This window comes from Gilliamella sp. Nev5-1 (assembly GCF_001690895.1).
GTDB lineage: Bacteria > Pseudomonadota > Gammaproteobacteria > Enterobacterales > Orbaceae > Gilliamella > Gilliamella apicola_C.
This window is the reverse complement of the sequence record NZ_LZHO01000070.1, coordinates 1-18472: the sequence shown is the minus strand read 5'-3', so window position 1 is coordinate 18472 and position 18472 is coordinate 1. Positions and strand designations below refer to the sequence as shown.

The window sequence follows — 18472 nt, the reverse complement described above, 5'->3', positions numbered from 1 at the left end:
GAAATTTGCAGCTTTTTTGCTAAAAAGAATTAAAGGTTAAAATAACTCAAAATGTAACGTTTTTTAGTGCGATTGATACTAAAACGCTTTATTTCCTGAAAATTTTTGACAAGCATTAGCACCTTTTGGTGCTAATCAGATAAGTAATTTATTTAGCTGCAATAACTTCAATTTCAACTTTAGCATCTTTAGGGATTCGTGCAACTTGGACACATGAACGAGCAGGGAAAGAAGCATTATTTTCAGTAAAAAATGCTTCATATACTTCATTTACAGCGGTAAAGTCATTCATATCAGCTAAAAAAATAGTGGTTTTAACGATATTATTCACTTGATAACCTGCTTTTGTGACAATCGCTTTAACATTAGCTAAACTCTGTTTCGCTTGCTCTTTCACACAACTTGGCATTTCACCTGTTGTTGGATTTAGTGGAATTTGCCCTGAGGCAAATAACATATTACCTAAATCGACAGCTTGAACATAAGGGCCAATAGCGGCTGGTGCTTTGTCAGTACTAATTACTTTTGCCATACTCGATGTTCTCCTTTTTAATCTATTAGTTGCTTTTTAATTATTAACATAATCAATGTGATCTTTTTCTCTTCCCTCATTTCAACAGGAACACAATTTTGTGTCAAGTCAGTGCAAAATTATGATCGTGGGACTTATTGAAATTTTCTGATATGATAATGGCAATTTTTCATTTATTACGAGAGTTAATATGTTTGAGAATTTAACCGACCGTTTATCACAGACATTCCGCAATATCAGTGGCCGTGGGCGATTATCTGAAGACAATATCAAAGATGCGTTGCGCGATGTGCGTATGGCATTACTCGAAGCTGACGTTGCCCTACCAGTGGTTCGTGAATTTATTAATCAAGTTAAAGAAAAAGCCGTTGGATTAGATGTCAGCAAGAGCCTAACACCTGGTCAAGAATTCATTAAAATAGTTCAAGCCGAACTGACAAGCGCAATGGGGGAAGTCAATAGTTCACTTAATTTGGCGACCCAGCCTCCCGCTGTCATGTTAATGGCAGGATTACAAGGTGCCGGTAAAACAACCAGTGTCGCTAAACTAGCTAAATTCCTCAAAGAAAAACAAAAAAAGAAAGTGCTAGTTGTGTCTGCGGACGTTTATCGACCAGCTGCAATTAAACAGTTAGAAACACTGGCTAAAGCGATTGATGTCGAATTCTTTCCATCTGATATTACTGAAAAACCGGTCAGTATTGTAAATAAAGCTATTTCTCATGCAAAATTGCAATTTTTTGATGTGCTCATTGTCGATACCGCTGGTCGTTTGCACATTGATAATGACATGATGGATGAAATCAAAGCGCTGCATCAAGCCATTAATCCCATTGAGACATTATTTGTGGTTGATGCTATGACGGGGCAAGATGCAGCCAATACGGCTAAAGCTTTCAATGATGCTTTGCCACTTACTGGTGTTATTTTAACCAAAGTTGATGGCGATGCGCGTGGTGGTGCGGCGCTATCCATTCGTCATATTACTGGTAAGCCGATAAAATTCTTAGGAATGGGGGAAAAAACTGACGCTTTGGAGCCATTTTACCCTGATCGTATTGCTTCGCGCATCTTAGGTATGGGTGATGTGCTATCTTTGATTGAAGAATTACAGCATAATGTCGATCGCGAAAAAGCAGAAAAAATCGCCAAAAAACTGAAAAAAGGCGATAAGTTCGATTTTAATGACTTTCAAGACCAACTCAAGCAGATGCGTAATATGGGCGGAATGGGGGCAATGCTAGCTAAATTACCAGGTGTTGGTCAACTTCCAGATCACATCAAAGCTCAAATGGATGATAAAATTACCATAAAAATGGAAGCAATTATTGGTTCAATGACATTAAAAGAGCGCGCTAACCCTGAAATTATTAAAGGGTCGCGCAAACGCCGCATTGCAAATGGTTCGGGAACTCAAGTTCAAGATGTCAATAAACTATTAAAACAGTTTGAAGATATGCAAAAGATGATGAAGAAAATGAAAGGTGGAGGCATGATGAAAATGATGCGCCAAATGAAAGGATTAATGGGCGGAGGGGGCATGGGATTCCCACCTCGTTAAATCACCATTTACACTGTTTTTTAGCTAAAAAATAGCTTGTCCTATCTTTAACTAAAAGTTTTCTGCAGAGATTACCGTGCTCGCAACAGCACGGTATTACCGTTAATTGCTTGGTCTAGTCGATTTAATCTTTGTCGGTTGACTGATTGCAAGTACTGTCCCCATCGACGATATAATGATAAAAACAATTGCTAACCACTGATAGTAGGTTAATTGTTCATGTAACACAATTAGTCCAGAAAGTGCTGCAAAAACGGGCGACAAACTCATTAATGTACTAAATGTTTTAGCCGGTAATTTAGGCAAAGCCATCATATCTAACCCATAAGGAATCGCCGATGCCAATAATGAAACGACAAAAACCATCGGAATAAGTTCTAATGAAAACATGGCGCTACCAGTTTGCCAGATACCGATAGGAAATAAAAAGCACGAAGCAATAACCGACCCAATTGCGACACTTGATGAACCATGAAGGGCGCTAGCTTTACGCCCAAATAAGATATAACATGCCCAGCCACTTCCTGCTAATAGCGCATATAAAATCCCAATGAGATCTAAATGGTTTGATGCTTGATGAATAGGCAAAAGCATAGCAAGGCCAACAACGGCAACACCTAACCAAATAAAATCGAGCACTTTTCGAGAAGAACACATTGCCACTACAATAGGTCCAGTGAGTTCAATTCCAACAGCAATACCTATCGGAATTCTTGCAATCGCTTTATAAAAAGCTAAATTCATACAACCAATTGATATACCATATAAAAAAATGTATTTCAAAGCTTTTGGGGTCATGGCTTTGCGCCATGGTTTAAATATCAAAACTAACAAAATTGCCGAAAAAAATAACCGCCAAGCAGTCATTCCTTGAGGCCCGAGAATAGGAAACAAATATTTGGCTATAGATGCGCTACCTTGAACCGAAATCATTGAAATTAAAATAAAAAAAATAGGCAAAAATCTTCTAAGCATACAGAATTACCTTAATTGAATTTTGAAATTATTGCATATACAACGGGTGACAAAGCATTTTAAGTAGACATGCGCTTGAGCATAAAATTAACTAATAACAGACTAGTTTATCTGTTAATTAGTTCTCTCTTTTTACTGACAATAAGGCAAGATCTTGTAATGCTTGTTTATAGGGTGAATCGGGTAAAATAGCGACAACATCAAACGCTTTTTGAGCCTCTTCTTGAGCGGTTTGTAGCGTAAAATCTAGCGAACCACATTCATCCATGATTTGTAATATACGATCTAATAAATTTCGCCCATTACCTTGCTCTATTGCTTGACGAATTAAAGTTGCATCTTGAGCATTTTTAGTGTGGCGCATTGCATGTAAAAGCGGTAAGGTTGGTTTACCTTCGTTAAGATCATCGCCTAAATTTTTACCTAATTTTTGGTTGCTATCAGCGCTATAATCGAGTAGATCATCAATGATTTGAAAAGCTGTACCTAAATATTTGCCATATTCTTGCAAAGCAATCTCTTGTTGCTCGTTTGCACCAGCTAAGACCGCAGCAGAATGCGCGGTCGCCTCAAATAAACGTGCGGTTTTGCGATAAATAACATCTAAATATTGTTCTTTCGTGATATCGGGATCGTTACAATTAATCAATTGTTGTACTTCGCCTTCAGCAATCACATTTGTTGCAGCCGACATGATCGTCAATACTTTAAAAGATTCTGTACGCACCATCATTTGAAAAGAACGTGTATAAATATAATCACCAACAAGCACACTTGCAGCATTACCAAAAAGTGCATTAGCGGTCGATTTACCACGGCGTAAGTCAGACTCATCAACAACATCATCATGCAATAAAGTGGCAGTATGAATAAATTCAATAAAAGCTGCTGTGATAATATGTTTATCGCCTTGATAGTGAAGTGCTTTAGCAATTAATAATGCAATAACAGGGCGTATGCGCTTTCCACCACTACTAATGATGTAATTACCTAACTGATTAATTAAAGCCACATCAGAACTAAGTTCTGCTTGTATAGCTTGATTTACTTTTATTAAATCGTCTTTAACAAGATCGAGTATTTGATTCATTGACGGAGTGTTCATCAGCCTAACCATTATAAATAATAGATATCTATTTTCTATTATCTGATAAATATCATGATGCAACAAGGTCTTATCTATCATATTTCAAAAAATGCTACAAATGATAAGCATTTTCATCTAGAATACTTAACTTAAGTTAAAAATGATTATTGCTATGAAGATTAACTTTGATATAGACATAGATAATGCTAAGGCTCCTTTGAGCCCTACTAAAAAGAAGCCTAAGAGTCGCTATATATGTACATCGGCTTCTGTAGTATCACATCTTGTATTATTTGCGCTACTGTTTAGCTCGGCCTTATTTACTGAAAATATTGTTATTGATGAAGGCGATAATGCAATTAAAGCTGTTATGGTCGATTTATCGCAATTGGCAGCTCCCGAGCAATCATTAGTAGAAAATACCCCCGATATTAAAGGTATGGAAAATAAAGAAATTATTGATAATAAACCGATTGAAGAAATTCCCACTGATCCAGTTGTTGAACCAGAAGTCGTTAAAGAAGAAACAATCGACCCTATTGTTGAAAAAACACCCGACAAACCTACTGTAGATCCCCAAAAGAACATCGTGGTGAAAAAAGAATCAAAACCGAAGAAAAAACGCTCACCAGCCCAAAAAGCTTCACGTCAACAGGTCAGGCAAGAGGTTGCCAGTGAAAATGTCGCTAATACTTCCGTAGCCCCAAAGATTTCAGATAGTCATCGATATTCAGGCAACCCTTCGCCAATTAGACGAAATCAACCCGAATACCCACGGCGAGCGCTTGATATGCGTTTAGAAGGTTATGTGATTGCTATGTTTGATGTTAACAAAGATGGGCGGGTTGAAAATATTCGAATAATAGAGGCCAACCCTAATAATATTTTTAATCGTTCAGTAATCAACGCCATGAAAAGTTGGAAATATCAACCAATTGCTAGCAAAGATTTAAAAATAAAAATTATCTTTAATCGCGATAAATCAATTAGTCTAGATTAATAGTGATGTCGATGGAAAAGCCATAACTTCAATTAAGAAATTATGGCAACGATACAACTAATAAGCAAATTTGTTTGCCATCAATTTTTCAATTTTCACTGGATCTTTGGGCACATCAGAGGTCAATACTTCATTGCCTGACTCAGTAATTAAAATATTATCTTCAATCCGAATGCCTATGCCTTTATATTGTGCCGGCACATTTGCATCTTGGTTAATATAAAGCCCAGGTTCAACTGTTAATACCATACCTGGCTCTAAAATGCGGCTGCGATCACTACCAACATCATGCACATCTATGCCTAACCAATGTCCTAAACCATGCATATAATAGTGAGTGTAGGCTTTGTTAGCAATTAAAGTATCTATATCTCCTTGCATAATACCTAATTTAACTAAACCCTCTACCATCGTTCTAACAACATGATTATTCACATCCATAATTGATGTGCCTGGCTTAAATAATTTAATAGCTTGATATTGTGATGCTAAAACAATGTCATAAATTTCACGCTGAGCTTGGCTAAATTTACCATTAATCGGAAAAGTGCGTGTAATATCTCCTGCATAGTATTGGTATTCACAACCCGCATCAATCAAAACTAAATCACCATCTTTTAACTGATCACTGTTATTTTCATAATGTAAAATGCAACCATTATTACCACTACCTACAATAGTATTATAAGACGGTGAGCGGGCGCCATGCCAAGCGAAATCATGTAAAATTTCGGCCTCTAATTGATATTCATACATATTCGGTTGACATCTCTGCATAGCGCTAATATGAGCTTTTGCACTAATCTTGCAAGCTTGACGTAAAAGTTTTATTTCAAAATCTGATTTAACCATGCGCATTTCATGGACGATAGGACGCCAATCAATTTTACAGTTAGGTGCAGATAAATTCATTCTACTACCTTGTCGTAAGGTGTTAATCGCATGATCCACAATACCATCTGCATATGCATACTGTTGATCAGCATGATAAACTGCCGTTTTACCATTTAATAAATCAGGTAATATCCTATCAATTTCATCAAATAAATATGCCTCATCAATAAATATAGCCTTTAATGCGGCTTGCTGACCTAAACGGTAACCTGTCCATATCTCTGCCAAAGCATCTTTTTTGCGGTTAAATAATACATATTTCGCCGTGTTATCCTTTTGTTTAATAACCACAAAAACCGCTTCTGGTTCGGCAAAAAGAGTAAAATACCAAAAATCACTATTTTGTCGATACGGGTAATGCGTATCATTACTACGTACAACTTCTGGAGCTGCAAAAAAAAGAGCAATACTATTTGGCACCATTTCGGCTAATAATTTCTCTCGCCGTGCCAAGAGTTCTGTTTTGATATCAGTGTTTATCATTATAATGACCTTGAGGTGTGTAATTATTATTAATGGATTGTTGGGCGAATATCTGGCTCATTAAATTCATCAAAACATAGCATCGAAGTTATGCGAACATACTCTCTTATTTCTTCAAAAGCAAAACCAAGTTCTTGCTGCTCTTCATTTTCATCATAGCCCAATTTAACAATTTGGCGAAGATCATAAATAGCCTCACCAACATCACCTTTAATGTGGTTAATTTTAGGTTGTACAAGTCCAATGCCAAGCAAGAAATGATTCACCCAGCCGACTAGATCATCAAGCTGTGCATATAAATCCTTATCACTTAGTAATAATTGGAAACTGAAATCCTCTTCAAAGAATTGTTGTTTGGTAAGTGTATAAAGATGGCTTATTTTTTCATCCAATGAGGCAGGTATTTTTTGACCATTATTTAACATATCTTCAACCAATGAATGCCAGCTTTCATCAAAATTACCGCCAGCTAATATGCCTGAAAGAAAACCGTGCAGTTCGGCTGCGGTAATACCTATTTTATTTTGAATTAGTTGACCATTAAATTCGTCATAATTAATCGCATTTGACATAAACTTCACCTTAGTCTTATTGCATCATAAAAAAATGTACTCTGCACTTTCTCTGATTATTAGTATATAATTATAAATAATAAACAGGTTCCTGCACTTTATAAAGGAATTATTTTGAACATTGTAGAATTAACCATGAAATTGTTTCTGCAGCTATTATTTTTTGTAGGATTATCATTATCATTAACTGCCTGTGGCTTATTTCTATCAAATAAAGGTATGATTGTCCTTGATGTGCGAAACAAAATACATACTAATGTAACAGGTCAAGATTTACCTAAAGCTTATAAATTAGGTGATAGTGAGCAAGAATTACAACGATTTGAAACTTTCTGTAGAGAAGAGATACGAGCATCACAGCTTGATGGTAGTGAAGAAATGGTTTTTGAAAATATAAAACATGGTATTCATGGACAGGTAGAATTTAAAAAATGCAGTGATAAGATCACTCGTATCTATCAGTATTGATCAAATATGACTATCTTAATAAATTAAGATAATACGATTGACCTAATATAAAAGATATATGAAATCTTACTAGCCTTTCAGGCTGTTTTTATTTATATTGGTCGCTAGAACGAAAATTTTTTGGGAGTAAAATAATATGTATAAACAAGATGTAACCATTACAGCATCTAACGGTCTTCATACCCGCCCTGCTGCACAATTTGTTAAAGAAGCCAAAAACTTTAACGCAGAAATCACGGTCACATCTAATGGCAAAAGTGCAAGCGCTAAAAGCCTATTTAAATTACAAACATTAGCTTTATCACAAGGCACAACTATTACTATTGAAGCTGAAGGCGAAGACGAAAAAGAAGCTGTTGATCACTTAGTAAAATTAATTCCCGAGTTGGAATAAATAACTCCCGACTAGCTATGAATGGTTTTAAAATTGAATAAGGATTAAATGTTATGGTATCAGGTACACTTGTTTCCCCAGGTATCGCTTTTGCTAAAGCGCTATTATTAAAAGAAGAACCTATTGTTATTAGCAATAGACAAATTCTTGATAACAAGATTGACGCTGAGATTGAGCGCTTTAAGGAAGCTCGAGAAAAATCAAGCAAACAACTTCATGCGATCATGGAACGGGCGAAATCAACATTAGGAGAAGATAAAGCGGCCATTTTTGAAGGGCATATTATGCTTCTTGAAGATGAAGATCTTGAACAAGAAGTTATTTCTCGTATTCAAAGTAAGCACTCAAGCGCTGATGCTGCTGTTCAATCTGTTTTTGAAACTCAAGCTAAAGAGCTCGAAAATTTAGATGATGAATATCTAAAAGAACGTGCTGCAGATATTCGTGATATCGGTAAACGATTACTAAAAAATATTTTAGGTATTGAAATTGTTGACTTAAGTGCTATTAGCCAGCCATGTATTTTAGTTGCAACTGACTTAACGCCGTCTGAAACAGCTCAACTAAACTTAGAAATGGTATTGGGTTTTATTACTGATGCTGGTGGGCGCACCTCGCATACCTCAATTATGGCTCGTTCTTTAGAAATCCCTGCTATCGTTGGCACATCTAATGCAACTCAAGCAATCAAACAAGGTGATTTCATTATTCTAGATGCGATCAATAATGCTATTTATATCAACCCAGATCACACTACTCAAGAAAAGTTAAAACAAGTTCAAGCTAAATACCTTAGTGACAAAGAAGAACTTGCTAAATTAAAAGATCTACCCGCTGTAACCCTTGACGGTCACCAAGTAGAAATTTGTGGCAATATTGGTACAGTACGGGATATTGCTGGTGCTGAACGTAATGGTTATGAAGGTGTTGGTTTATACCGCACAGAATTCTTATTTATGGATCGTGAAGCGTATCCTGACGAAGAAGAACAATTTAAAGCATATAAAGAAGTAGCTGAATCAACAAATGGTTTATCTGTGATTGTACGCACCATGGATATTGGTGGTGATAAAGATGTCCCATATATGCATTTACCAAAAGAAGAAAATCCATTCTTAGGTTGGCGAGCAATTCGTATCTGTTTAGATCGTAAAGAAGTGCTTCATGCACAATTACGTGCAATTTTACGTGCATCAGCATTTGGTAAATTGCGCATTATGTTCCCAATGATTATTTCTGTAGAAGAAATCCGCATATTAAAGTCTGAAATCAATATCCTTAAGGAACAATTAAATGCTGAAGGTAAAGCGTTTGATAAAAATATTGAAATTGGTGTAATGATTGAAACGCCAGCAGCCGCTGTAATTGCACATCACTTAGCCAAGGAAGTCGATTTCTTTAGTATTGGAACCAATGATTTAACACAATATACGCTTGCCGTTGATCGTGGTAATGAATTGATTTCTCATCTTTATAACCCATTTTCACCTTCAGTACTAACACTAATCAAAAATGTTATAGATGCTTCTCATAAAGAAGGAAAATGGACTGGTATGTGTGGCGAACTTGCTGGTGATGAAAGAGCGACAATTTTATTACTTGGTATGGGGCTTGATGAATTTAGTATGAGCGCAGTATCAATTCCTAAAATTAAAAAATTAATTCGTAATACAAATTATGAAGAGGCGAAAAAATTTGCTGATACTGCATTAGAAAAAGCAACCGCCAAAGAAATTATTGATTTAATTGAAAATTATACTGCTGAAAAGCAAATTTGTTAGGAGACAATAATGGGTCTATTCGATAAAATTAAACAATTCGTATCCGATGATAATAAAAATGGCATCGAAATTATTGCCCCCTTAAGTGGCGAAATTGTCAAAATCGAAGATGTACCAGATGTGGTTTTTGCTGAAAAAATCGTTGGTGATGGAGTAGCAATTAAACCTTCTGGCAATAAAATTGTTGCACCATTAAGTGGTAAAATTGGCAAAATCTTCGAAACCAATCATGCTTTTGCTTTAGAATCTGATGAAGGCATTGAACTTTTTGTTCACTTTGGTATTGATACTGTGGAACTAAAAGGTGAAGGTTTTACGCGAATTGCCGAAGAAGGCCAACAAGTTAAAGCAGGCGATACCATTATTGAAATTGACCTACCACTACTTGAAAGTAAAGCAAAATCCGTATTAACACCTGTGGTTATTTCTAATATGGAAACAATTGTGGAACTCACCAAACTATCAGGTGCAGTAGAAGCAGGTAAAACGCCAATAATGCGAATTAAAAAGTAATAAATATTGCTTATAAAAAAACCTTCAGCCTAAGCTGAAGGTTTTTGTTTTATACTCACATACAGGTATTTTCTAAAACATCTTAACGCCATTTTTTGTATTGATTAATTAAGTTATTTGTAGATTCATCATGTGAATTTACTGGTTTATCATCTGCCAATTCAGGTAAAATCCGACCCGCTAATTGCTTACCTAGTTCTACTCCCCATTGATCAAAACTAAAGATATTTAAAATAACCCCCTGAGCAAAGATCTTATGTTCATACATGGCAACTAACGCACCAAGAGTATAAGGGGTGATTTTTTTCACTAATATTGAATTAGTTGGCTTATTGCCATCAAAGACTTTAAATGGTACCACAGACTTCACTTCGTCAAGGTTTTTACCAGCGGCAATAAATTCTTGTTCAACTTGCTCTTTTGTTTTACCAAAAGCTAAAGCTTCGGTTTGTGCAAAAAAGTTAGATAACAATTTCGGATGATGATCACCAACTGGATTATGACTAATAGCTGGTGCAATAAAATCACAAGGAATCAGTTTAGTACCTTGATGAATTAATTGATAAAACGCATGCTGACCGTTCGTACCTGGCTCACCCCAAATAATTGGACCAGTAGTATAGGCAGTTTTATTACCATTCCGATCAACACTTTTACCATTTGATTCCATATTCCCTTGTTGAAAATAAGCAGCAAAACGATGCATATATTGATCATAAGGTAAAATTGCTTCAGTTTCAGCACCGCAAAAATTATTGTACCAAATACCAATTAGTGCCAATAATGCAGGTATATTTTTCTCGATTGGCGTACTTTGGAAATGCTTATCCATTGCATGGCCTCCAGCTAAAAATTGTTTAAAATTATCAAATCCAATTGATAATACAATTGATAAGCCAATAGCCGACCATGATGAATAGCGTCCACCCACCCAATCCCAAAATTCAAACATATTAGCGGTATCGATACCAAATTTTTCAACTTCCTTAGCATTAGTTGAAAGCGCAACAAAATGTAAAGCAACGGCTTTATCATCTTGAGCTGCATCAAGTAACCATGCTCGTGCCGTTTGAGCATTAGTCATGGTTTCTTGAGTGGTGAAAGTTTTAGATGCTACTAAAAATAATGTGGTTTCAGGGTTTAAATTTTTAAGCGCTTCAACAATATGGGTACCATCAACATTAGAAACAAAATGCATATTTAAATGGTTTTTGTAAGGACGTAGCGCTTCGGTAATCATATGAGGCCCCAGATCTGAACCACCAATTCCAATATTTACAACATCAGTGATCGCTTTTCCAGTATAACCTTTCCATTCGCCACTAATGATTTTTTTACTGAATGATTCCATCTTTGCCAGTACTGCATTAACATCATCCATCACATTCTTACCATCAACATAAATTGGGGTATTTGATACATTACGAAGTGCGACATGCAATACAGCACGATCCTCTGTACGATTAATTTTTTCACCACTATACATAGCTTTAGTTGCACCAACTAGATCGCATTCATCAGCTAATTTATAGAGTAGTTCTAACGTTTCTTGCGTTATCCTATTTTTGGATAAATCAACCAAAAACTCATCTTCAAAAGGAATGCTGAGATTTTCAACTCGTTTAGCTTCCTCTTTTAATATTTGCGCAATTGTTTTGCTGTGATGTTTTTCATAGCTAGCTTGAAGAGATTTCCAAGAATGGGTCGTAGTTGGATCAATTGACTTTAACATAACTTATTCCTTAAATAATATGACTCTACATCCATAATATAACTATGCCCAGCATGATGCAAGATAAGGATCTTATCGGATAAATTAAGTGTTATTGAAAATAATTGATATTGGATAGGCTATACTCATTCAAATAACTTTTTTAAGGGGTAAGATAAATTTAACGCCAAAAAAGCAAAGTATATGAATCAACAAAAATGCCCAAGACAAACTTTCAGCGCTGATTTCAAATCGCGAATGATGAAACGTTATCTGTAAGGGGGAAATCACGCAATGATTTGGTCAAAGAATAGGATCTCACACCATTTGCTTTAGAACGTTGGATAAATCAATCTAGTAAAAGTAGCTCATTTAACTCTAAAGGTAATCGCACTCCAAAACAAAATGAATTAATGGCCTTACGCAAAAAACTTAAACAACTGCGTATGAAAAACGAAATCCTAAAGCAGGCTGCACTAACAATGGCGCGAAAATCAAAATTCTAAAAAATAATCAACATCGTTACCCTATTGTGGCATTATGTCGCTGCTTAGGAATATCAAGATATCATGCCTAATATCAGTGCAAAACTACAAAATATAAATCTACCTCATATTATGCAGAAGAAATATTGACGGCCTACAATTGCAGCTATCATTAACATCAAAGTACACAGTTAAACGTTACCAAACACATCAGACCACAGTTTTGTTGTTTGAATAGGTGTTGCCACTCCAAGTTTTTTGAATTAGTGTAACCTATTCAAAATCGGCGAAGCTAGGGTAATTTTTGTGAAAAATAAAAATACCAATCAATTAACACAATTAGATGATGTATCAACTGTTATTGGAGTAAAGTAATGAGCAAAATTGATTTTACCTTACATAATATTCCATTATTACTTACGAGAAATAAAAGTAAGCAATGGCAAGAGGATATTATTCAAAGTTCAACAGCCTTATTAAACTTTTTAAAAAATAATGAATTATTAATTGGTCTTGAACCTTTTGATGATGCAGGAAAATTAAAAACTGATACTGTTATTAAGATGTCAAACGTTACTCAAGAAGGCTTAGAATTATTCAAAACTACTGTAGATGAATGGTATAAATATCTCGCTAAAAGTACAGTTCCCGATAAGTATAAAAATATAAGTAGCCTAGAAAAAGGTTTAGCTAAAATTCGAAAAATTAAAAGCTAATTAAAAAATGAAAGGCTATGGTCATGAACATATAAAAGCTAATGTTCCAATAAGATAATTGTATGTACTAGCTCAAACTCTAATGATTAGCATAATTCTTAATGTAACAACCTCGACCGGCTGGTAAGCAAAAGACACAGCAAACACGGGCAGACCGATTACTACTATGATCGCACCGGCAGAATCGAAGGCTGTCGTAACCAGAGATACTGGGAAACCCTGCAATATGATGCTGCTGCTAACCTATTAGACCACAGACGGCCAATAGAATTAGACCCTAGCAATCAGAATATCATCCGCTGTAACCAGCTCCTGAATTTCAGAGAACACCACTACAGCTACGACGAGCACGGCCGAACCCAAACCAAACAGAGCATCGGCGCCACCCAGCACTACCACTACGACGCTGAACACCGCCTGAGCGAAGTACGCATCGAACAACTAAACCGCAGCCAGCGTTACGGCTACGTCTACGACGCCTTAGGCCGGCGTATCGAAAAGCATCAGATAGACCGTGACGGCCAACCCTACAACCGTACCCGCTTCCTGTGGGACGGCTTAAGAATGATTCAGGAAACCGGCCCAAATCACCCCACCAGCCTGTATATCTATACCGACCAGAACAGCTACGAACCACTGGCACGGATAGACACAGACGGCAACTATGAACAACATATCCGCTACTTCCATACCGACCTGAATGGCTGTCCGGAAGAGCTTACCGATGCAAACGGCGAAATACTCTGGGAATGCAGCTTTCAGCTGTGGGGAAAGCGGATTCATGAAATCGAACACGAATCAGTAGAGCAAAACCTCAGATATCAGGGACAATATTTAGACAGAGAAACCGGCTTACATTACAATACTTTCAGGTACTATGATCCGGATATAGGTAGATTTACACAGCCAGATCCGATTGGGCTGCTGGGTGGGTTTAATCTGTATCAGTATGCGCCTAATGGGTTGACTTGGGTGGATCCGTGGGGGTGGGTTAAATGTGGAACAGCTAGAAAAAATCGAATGCCTTCAAAAAAGAATAAAAACTTAGATCATTCTAAAACAACATACCATGCAGATGGTTCTGTAACTTTTTATGATCATAAAGGACGTGCTGTAACATATAGTAAAGATGGTGTTGCTGATTTTTCCCCGTATGCTGAACAATATGCAACATCAAATAAATTTAATGGTAATCGAGCACATGATAATAAGATAGCAAATGAACAAATTGGTTATTCTGGTGACAAAGCTCCTCCTGGAAAGGTTTGGCATCATGTCGATAAAGATTATATGATTCTTTTGGATGCGGAGTTGCATAACAACTTTCCTCATACAGGCAGTGCATCCGTTCTTATACATGGGTAATATTTTAGGAGTTAGCATGCTTAAATCAAAATATAATGTTCCAAAAAACATTGATAAACGTATTTCAAAGTTACAGTTAAAAATAGATTCAAACAATTCTTATATTGATTTTTTGAAAAAATATAATGTAGTTGTTTTTGATACTGAAGTTAATTTTGACTACTGTATTGATTGTGATGGAGAATCATTACCATTAGAGGTCATTTTGGGTTTTTCAAAAGAAAATAGAGAAGATTTATTAGCTACTAACGATACATATCTGAATAGAATACCTGAGAATTATTTTGCTGTAGCAACACTTAATTATGGCGATCTACTTTGCTTAAGCCCAAATGGCGAAGTTTATTATTGGGATCATGAAGTTAATGATCTCTATTTTGACATGTCTGTAAAAAATGGTTATCTAGAACAAAATACTAATCTGAAGTTTGTTGCAAATTCGTTTGATGCATTTTTATCAATGATTATTAAAAGTGAAGTTGAAAATGATTATGATCCTGATGAAGATGAATATAACAATCCTAACATTCCTTTTCCTGATGAAACATTATCTTCAATGCTCAAATATTCAAAGGTTTTTTTTACAGCATCAGAAAATAGACTTAAAATTTATTTAAAAAAACTGGAATTATCTGAAAAAGGGCGCGAAGTACTTGCCAAATTTAAAGAAGAAGGTCTTTTGTAGAAATAGCGTCAGTTAAAAATCAAGCAGCATTTTTCAAATAAATATATAATAATTTCAATATAGTATTATTTTGATTAGATGAAGTCTATTAATTATTTTAGATCCTATTAAATTTTATATATTTAATTGCCATAGGTGACAGTTAATTATGTCACCTATTTCTATAGTATATTAATTATTACATATTTCTAGTTTCTAACCAGCATTGTTCATTTTTCTGATGCTTGGTTACATTGCTTCATCAGTCGTGAAAGTTTTACATTTTTTATAGTGTAGCATACTACGATCCCCTCGGCCGTACCACCCAAACCCAGTGGCTGCCCCACTGGGCTTTACCCACCATCAGCGTCGACCCCAATGGCAGCACATGGCGTTACTACTACGACCAGCGCGGCAACCTGCGCAGCGTTATCGACCCCCTAAAGCAGCGTACCAACTACCAGTACGACAACCTCGACCGATTGGTAAGCAAAAAACACAGCAAACACGGCCAGACCGATTACCGCTATGATCGCACCGGCAGAATCGAAGGCTGCCGCAACCAGAGATACTGGGAAACCCTGCAATACGATGCCGCTGCCAACCTGCTGGACAGCAAATACAGAGAAGACTACAGCAACCACAACCTGATTCGCTGTAACCAGCTCCTGCATTTTAGAGGGCACCACTACCGCTATGACGAGCACGGCAGAACCCAGACCAAACAGACCATCGGCGCAACCCAGCACTATCACTACGACGCCGACCACCGCCTGAGCGAAGTACGCATTGAGCAAACAGGCCGCAGCCAGCGTTATGGGTATGTTTACGATGCCCTTGGCCGGCGTATTGAAAAGCATCAGCTAGAGACCGTGAAGGCAAACCCTACAACCGTACCCGCTTTCTGTGGGACGGCTTAAGAATGATTCAGGAAACCGGCCCGAATCATCCTACCAGCCTGTATATCTATACCGACCAGAACAGCTACGAACCACTGGCGCGGATAGATACAGACGGCAACCAAGAACAACATATCCGCTACTTCCACACTGACCTGAACGGTTGTCCGGAAGAGCTGACCGACGAAAACGGTAAAATACTGTGGGAATGTAGCTTTCAGCTCTGGGGAAAACGGATTCATGAAATCGAACATGAATCAGTAGAGCAAAACCTCAGATATCAGGGACAATATTTAGACAGAGAAACCGGCTTACATTACAATACTTTCAGGTACTATGATCCGGATATAGGTAGATTTACTCAGCCAGACCCGATTGGTTTAGCTGGTGGGTTTAATCTGTATCAGTATGCGCCTAATGGGTTGACTTGGGTGGATCCGTGGGGCTGGAGTTGTGGATCAACTAAAGATTCATATCAACGAGCAATGAATAAAGCATTGAAGTGGTTAGAAAAAAGAGGTTTTAAGGCTGAAAAAATTAATACGGGAAAATTTGGTTCTATAAAAGGGAAGCCAGTTGGAATGACTACTGCTGATGGAAAAACTGGGTTTAGGATTGAGTATGATGAAAGAAGTGGTGCTCATATAAACGTATTTAGTGGAAAAGAGAAAGGAGAACATTTTTTATTTGATGCTACAGAATCAATAGTAACTAAACTTCAAGGCCTATTTAATCTTCCTTCTAAGCCCCGGAGAGACTCATGACTCTTGATGATGAAATAAAAATGAAACTTTCGCAATTATCAGAACCACCAGAGCTAGTTGATAATTGGGAAGAGATTGCACATAAATTATCTAATTCTTTTGACTGGAAAGGAACGAAAATTGATTGGTCAAAAACTTTTAAACACAAAAGCAATCAACTTTTTGGAAGTTATTCCAAATGGTTATCTACAATAAGAAAATTTATTGTAGATAATGATATATCTACTAAAATTAGAGAAAGCGGGGATATTTACTATATAAATGATTCATCTTTAAATTTTGCAGTACACTTAAAATTTAATCAATTTGATAGTTTCCTTGCTTTTGCTATAGAAAATATTCCTCAACATCATTATTTTTTTGATTCTTTAAATAAATGGTGTCTTGTTATAAGTTCTGAAGGGTTTATTGATTTTGGATTATCACTAAAAGAATCTGTTTAATTTTATTGTCTGAAAATATTTACGATAAAAAAGAGTTTTCTTTGGTATGTCCACACTTTTTAGTACCAAAAAGATAAGGTCATAGATTCATTTTATATTCAATGGGTGACTGGTAATTTAAAGACGAATGGAGTCTATTATAATTAAACCAATCCACATAGTGATTAAATTGTAGCCTGAGTTGTTCAAGTGAATCAAAAATCGTGTTTGACACAAATTCAGTTTTCACCGCTTTAAATGTTGCTTCAGCAACAGCATTATCATAAGGGCATCCCTTATGGCTTAATGAACGCTCAATGCCAAATTCCTGTAAACATTCATCAAGTAGATGATTATCAAATTCTTTTCCTCTATCTGAATGAAATAACTCAACTGAATTTAAGTTAATAGGGATTTGGCTGATAGCATCCATAACCAGTTGAGCATTTTTATGTTTTCCAGCACTTCGTCCCACGATTTCTCGATTGCTTACATCAATAATCACACAAAGGTAATGCCATTGTTGTTTTACTCTCACATAAGTTAAATCAGTCACTAACACTTTTCGTTGTTGGCCTACGGTAAACTCACGATTAAGTTGATTACTTACTGTTGATTCGTTGCTTTGTTCTGTATTAGCACGATATTTTTTACAGGTATATTTTGATACTCATCCGTTTTCTTGCATGATTCGACCAATTCGGCGACGGGATAATAGTATGCTTTTCTTTCTAAGCGCTACTTGTAGTCGCCTTGTTCCATAGGATTGATAGTTATCGTTAAATACCGCTTTCACTTTTTTACTAAGCTCTTTGTCTGTTTTTTTACTGGTTAATTGTAGTTGATAATAGAAGCTATTTCTTGACACTTGTAAACATCGACATAACGCACGTAAACTATATCGATGTTGATTCTCGGTGATTAATTTGATTTTCGTCCTATTATCAACGCCGCTTGCTTTAGGATGTCATTCTCCATTAACAATCGCTTATTCTCTTTACGTAGGGCTATGAGCTCATTTTCTTGAGCACGACGATTAGCTTGAGCTGTAAACTCACCAGTGGTTTGATATTGCTTAATCCACTTATCTAATGCGGATTTAGTCAGGTCGTATTCGGTGACAATATCCGCTCGTTTTTTGCCATTTTGGTATAACATTACCCTCTGTTTTTTAAATTCATTACTA

The 18472-nt window shown here is 36.3% G+C and carries 19 protein-coding genes and 1 pseudogene; 11 read left to right on the top strand and 9 right to left on the bottom strand.

Features of this window, described 5'->3' with window-relative positions; genetic code table 11:
• Window positions 1-148: 148 nt before the first annotated feature.
• Window positions 149-532, bottom strand: coding sequence for a RidA family protein (locus tag A9G41_RS09075; RefSeq protein WP_065567357.1), 384 nt, complete (start codon window positions 530-532; stop codon window positions 149-151).
• Window positions 533-722: 190 nt separating this feature from the next.
• On the opposite strand from A9G41_RS09075, the gene ffh reads away from it, so the two are divergent.
• The gene (gene ffh / locus A9G41_RS09070) at window positions 723-2093 is read left to right on the top strand and encodes a signal recognition particle protein (RefSeq protein ID WP_065583022.1); all 1371 of its coding nucleotides are present in this window, start codon (window positions 723-725) and stop codon (window positions 2091-2093) included.
• A 102-nt stretch (window positions 2094-2195) separates the two neighbouring features.
• Here ffh and A9G41_RS09065 read toward each other — a convergent pair whose 3' ends face one another.
• Entirely contained in the window at window positions 2196-3068 is an 873-nt protein-coding gene (locus A9G41_RS09065) for an EamA family transporter (protein WP_065583021.1), read from the bottom strand.
• A gap of 118 nt (window positions 3069-3186) precedes the next feature.
• Window positions 3187-4173 (bottom strand): octaprenyl diphosphate synthase, encoded by a 987-nt coding sequence (gene ispB, locus A9G41_RS09060; RefSeq protein WP_065583020.1) that lies wholly within the window; start codon window positions 4171-4173, stop codon window positions 3187-3189.
• Between the two features lie 154 nt (window positions 4174-4327).
• Between ispB and A9G41_RS09055 the strand changes: the two genes are divergently transcribed.
• The gene (locus A9G41_RS09055) at window positions 4328-5155 is read left to right on the top strand and encodes a TonB family protein (protein ID WP_065583019.1); all 828 of its coding nucleotides are present in this window, start codon (window positions 4328-4330) and stop codon (window positions 5153-5155) included.
• A 57-nt stretch (window positions 5156-5212) separates the two neighbouring features.
• On the opposite strand, the gene pepP is transcribed toward A9G41_RS09055, so the two are convergent.
• Both pepP and A9G41_RS09045 read right to left on the bottom strand, forming a co-directional pair.
• Window positions 5213-6532, bottom strand: a complete 1320-nt coding sequence (gene pepP, locus A9G41_RS09050) for a Xaa-Pro aminopeptidase (protein ID WP_075539575.1) — start codon at window positions 6530-6532, stop codon at window positions 5213-5215.
• Between the two features lie 29 nt (window positions 6533-6561).
• The gene (locus tag A9G41_RS09045; protein WP_065583017.1) at window positions 6562-7104 is read right to left on the bottom strand and encodes a UPF0149 family protein; all 543 of its coding nucleotides are present in this window, start codon (window positions 7102-7104) and stop codon (window positions 6562-6564) included.
• A gap of 135 nt (window positions 7105-7239) precedes the next feature.
• On the opposite strand from A9G41_RS09045, the gene A9G41_RS09040 reads away from it, so the two are divergent.
• The 4 genes from A9G41_RS09040 to crr all read left to right on the top strand — a co-directional run bounded on the left by A9G41_RS09040 (window position 7240) and on the right by crr (window position 10260).
• Window positions 7240-7572, top strand: coding sequence for a hypothetical protein (locus A9G41_RS09040; RefSeq protein WP_065567351.1), 333 nt, complete (start codon window positions 7240-7242; stop codon window positions 7570-7572).
• Between the two features lie 136 nt (window positions 7573-7708).
• Window positions 7709-7966: a phosphocarrier protein Hpr gene (ptsH, locus tag A9G41_RS09035; RefSeq protein ID WP_065567350.1), complete on the top strand. Its 258-nt coding sequence runs from the start codon at window positions 7709-7711 to the stop codon at window positions 7964-7966.
• A 53-nt stretch (window positions 7967-8019) separates the two neighbouring features.
• Window positions 8020-9747, top strand: a complete 1728-nt coding sequence (gene ptsI, locus A9G41_RS09030) for a phosphoenolpyruvate-protein phosphotransferase PtsI (RefSeq protein WP_065567349.1) — start codon at window positions 8020-8022, stop codon at window positions 9745-9747.
• Between the two features lie 9 nt (window positions 9748-9756).
• A complete protein-coding gene (gene crr, locus A9G41_RS09025; protein ID WP_065583016.1) occupies window positions 9757-10260 on the top strand; it encodes a PTS glucose transporter subunit IIA in 504 nt (167 codons plus the stop codon).
• An 82-nt stretch (window positions 10261-10342) separates the two neighbouring features.
• Here the strand turns inward: crr and pgi are convergent, their stop codons facing one another.
• Window positions 10343-11992, bottom strand: coding sequence for a glucose-6-phosphate isomerase (gene pgi / locus A9G41_RS09020; RefSeq protein ID WP_065583015.1), 1650 nt, complete (start codon window positions 11990-11992; stop codon window positions 10343-10345).
• A gap of 838 nt (window positions 11993-12830) precedes the next feature.
• Between pgi and A9G41_RS09015 the strand changes: the two genes are divergently transcribed.
• Window positions 12831-13172 (top strand): hypothetical protein, encoded by a 342-nt coding sequence (locus A9G41_RS09015; protein WP_065583014.1) that lies wholly within the window; start codon window positions 12831-12833, stop codon window positions 13170-13172.
• A gap of 319 nt (window positions 13173-13491) precedes the next feature.
• Here A9G41_RS09015 and A9G41_RS14025 read toward each other — a convergent pair whose 3' ends face one another.
• Window positions 13492-13758 carry a hypothetical protein gene (locus A9G41_RS14025; RefSeq protein ID WP_141675250.1) on the bottom strand — a complete coding sequence of 89 codons (267 nt, stop codon included), beginning with the start codon at window positions 13756-13758 and terminating at the stop codon, window positions 13492-13494.
• Between A9G41_RS14025 and A9G41_RS09010 the strand changes: the two genes are divergently transcribed.
• Together A9G41_RS09010 and A9G41_RS09005 are read left to right on the top strand one after the other, a co-directional pair.
• Window positions 13737-14537, top strand: coding sequence for an RHS repeat-associated core domain-containing protein (locus A9G41_RS09010; protein ID WP_141675249.1), 801 nt, complete (start codon window positions 13737-13739; stop codon window positions 14535-14537). The genes A9G41_RS14025 and A9G41_RS09010 overlap by 22 nt on opposite strands.
• Before the next feature lie 16 nt (window positions 14538-14553).
• Window positions 14554-15222 (top strand): SMI1/KNR4 family protein, encoded by a 669-nt coding sequence (locus A9G41_RS09005; RefSeq protein WP_065583012.1) that lies wholly within the window; start codon window positions 14554-14556, stop codon window positions 15220-15222.
• Window positions 15223-15641: 419 nt separating this feature from the next.
• Here the strand turns inward: A9G41_RS09005 and A9G41_RS14765 are convergent, their stop codons facing one another.
• Entirely contained in the window at window positions 15642-16061 is a 420-nt protein-coding gene (locus A9G41_RS14765; protein ID WP_075539574.1) for a hypothetical protein, read from the bottom strand.
• 62 nt (window positions 16062-16123) lie between these two features.
• Between A9G41_RS14765 and A9G41_RS08995 the strand changes: the two genes are divergently transcribed.
• Both A9G41_RS08995 and A9G41_RS08990 read left to right on the top strand, forming a co-directional pair.
• Window positions 16124-16864 carry an RHS repeat domain-containing protein gene (locus tag A9G41_RS08995; protein ID WP_075539573.1) on the top strand — a complete coding sequence of 247 codons (741 nt, stop codon included), beginning with the start codon at window positions 16124-16126 and terminating at the stop codon, window positions 16862-16864.
• A complete protein-coding gene (locus A9G41_RS08990; RefSeq protein ID WP_065583009.1) occupies window positions 16861-17307 on the top strand; it encodes a type IV secretion protein Rhs in 447 nt (148 codons plus the stop codon). Before A9G41_RS08995 ends, A9G41_RS08990 begins: the two co-directional genes overlap by 4 nt.
• A 79-nt stretch (window positions 17308-17386) precedes the next feature.
• Here the strand turns inward: A9G41_RS08990 and A9G41_RS08985 are convergent.
• Window positions 17387-18472, bottom strand: a pseudogene (locus A9G41_RS08985) (IS3 family transposase); the annotation flags it as partial.

Excerpts from the sequence above, each read along its gene's own strand:
- A9G41_RS09045 (WP_065583017.1), bottom strand. The coding sequence starts at position 7,104 with ATGTCAAATGCGATTAATTATGACGAATTTAATGGTCAACTAATTCAA.
- A9G41_RS09065 (WP_065583021.1), bottom strand. The coding sequence starts at position 3,068 with ATGCTTAGAAGATTTTTGCCTATTTTTTTTATTTTAATTTCAATGATT.
- A9G41_RS09005 (WP_065583012.1), top strand. The coding sequence starts at position 14,554 with ATGCTTAAATCAAAATATAATGTTCCAAAAAACATTGATAAACGTATT.
- ptsH (WP_065567350.1), top strand. The coding sequence starts at position 7,709 with ATGTATAAACAAGATGTAACCATTACAGCATCTAACGGTCTTCATACC.
- A9G41_RS09010 (WP_141675249.1), top strand. The coding sequence starts at position 13,737 with ATGATTCAGGAAACCGGCCCAAATCACCCCACCAGCCTGTATATCTAT.
- A9G41_RS09055 (WP_065583019.1), top strand. The coding sequence starts at position 4,328 with ATGAAGATTAACTTTGATATAGACATAGATAATGCTAAGGCTCCTTTG.
- pepP (WP_075539575.1), bottom strand. The coding sequence starts at position 6,532 with ATGATAAACACTGATATCAAAACAGAACTCTTGGCACGGCGAGAGAAA.
- A9G41_RS08990 (WP_065583009.1), top strand. The coding sequence starts at position 16,861 with ATGACTCTTGATGATGAAATAAAAATGAAACTTTCGCAATTATCAGAA.
- ispB (WP_065583020.1), bottom strand. The coding sequence starts at position 4,173 with ATGAACACTCCGTCAATGAATCAAATACTCGATCTTGTTAAAGACGAT.
- A9G41_RS09040 (WP_065567351.1), top strand. The coding sequence starts at position 7,240 with ATGAAATTGTTTCTGCAGCTATTATTTTTTGTAGGATTATCATTATCA.
- ptsI (WP_065567349.1), top strand. The coding sequence starts at position 8,020 with ATGGTATCAGGTACACTTGTTTCCCCAGGTATCGCTTTTGCTAAAGCG.
- ffh (WP_065583022.1), top strand. The coding sequence starts at position 723 with ATGTTTGAGAATTTAACCGACCGTTTATCACAGACATTCCGCAATATC.
- A9G41_RS09075 (WP_065567357.1), bottom strand. The coding sequence starts at position 532 with ATGGCAAAAGTAATTAGTACTGACAAAGCACCAGCCGCTATTGGCCCT.
- pgi (WP_065583015.1), bottom strand. The coding sequence starts at position 11,992 with ATGTTAAAGTCAATTGATCCAACTACGACCCATTCTTGGAAATCTCTT.
- A9G41_RS14765 (WP_075539574.1), bottom strand. The coding sequence starts at position 16,061 with ATGCTTTTCAATACGCCGGCCAAGGGCATCGTAAACATACCCATAACG.
- crr (WP_065583016.1), top strand. The coding sequence starts at position 9,757 with ATGGGTCTATTCGATAAAATTAAACAATTCGTATCCGATGATAATAAA.
- A9G41_RS08995 (WP_075539573.1), top strand. The coding sequence starts at position 16,124 with ATGATTCAGGAAACCGGCCCGAATCATCCTACCAGCCTGTATATCTAT.
- A9G41_RS09015 (WP_065583014.1), top strand. The coding sequence starts at position 12,831 with ATGAGCAAAATTGATTTTACCTTACATAATATTCCATTATTACTTACG.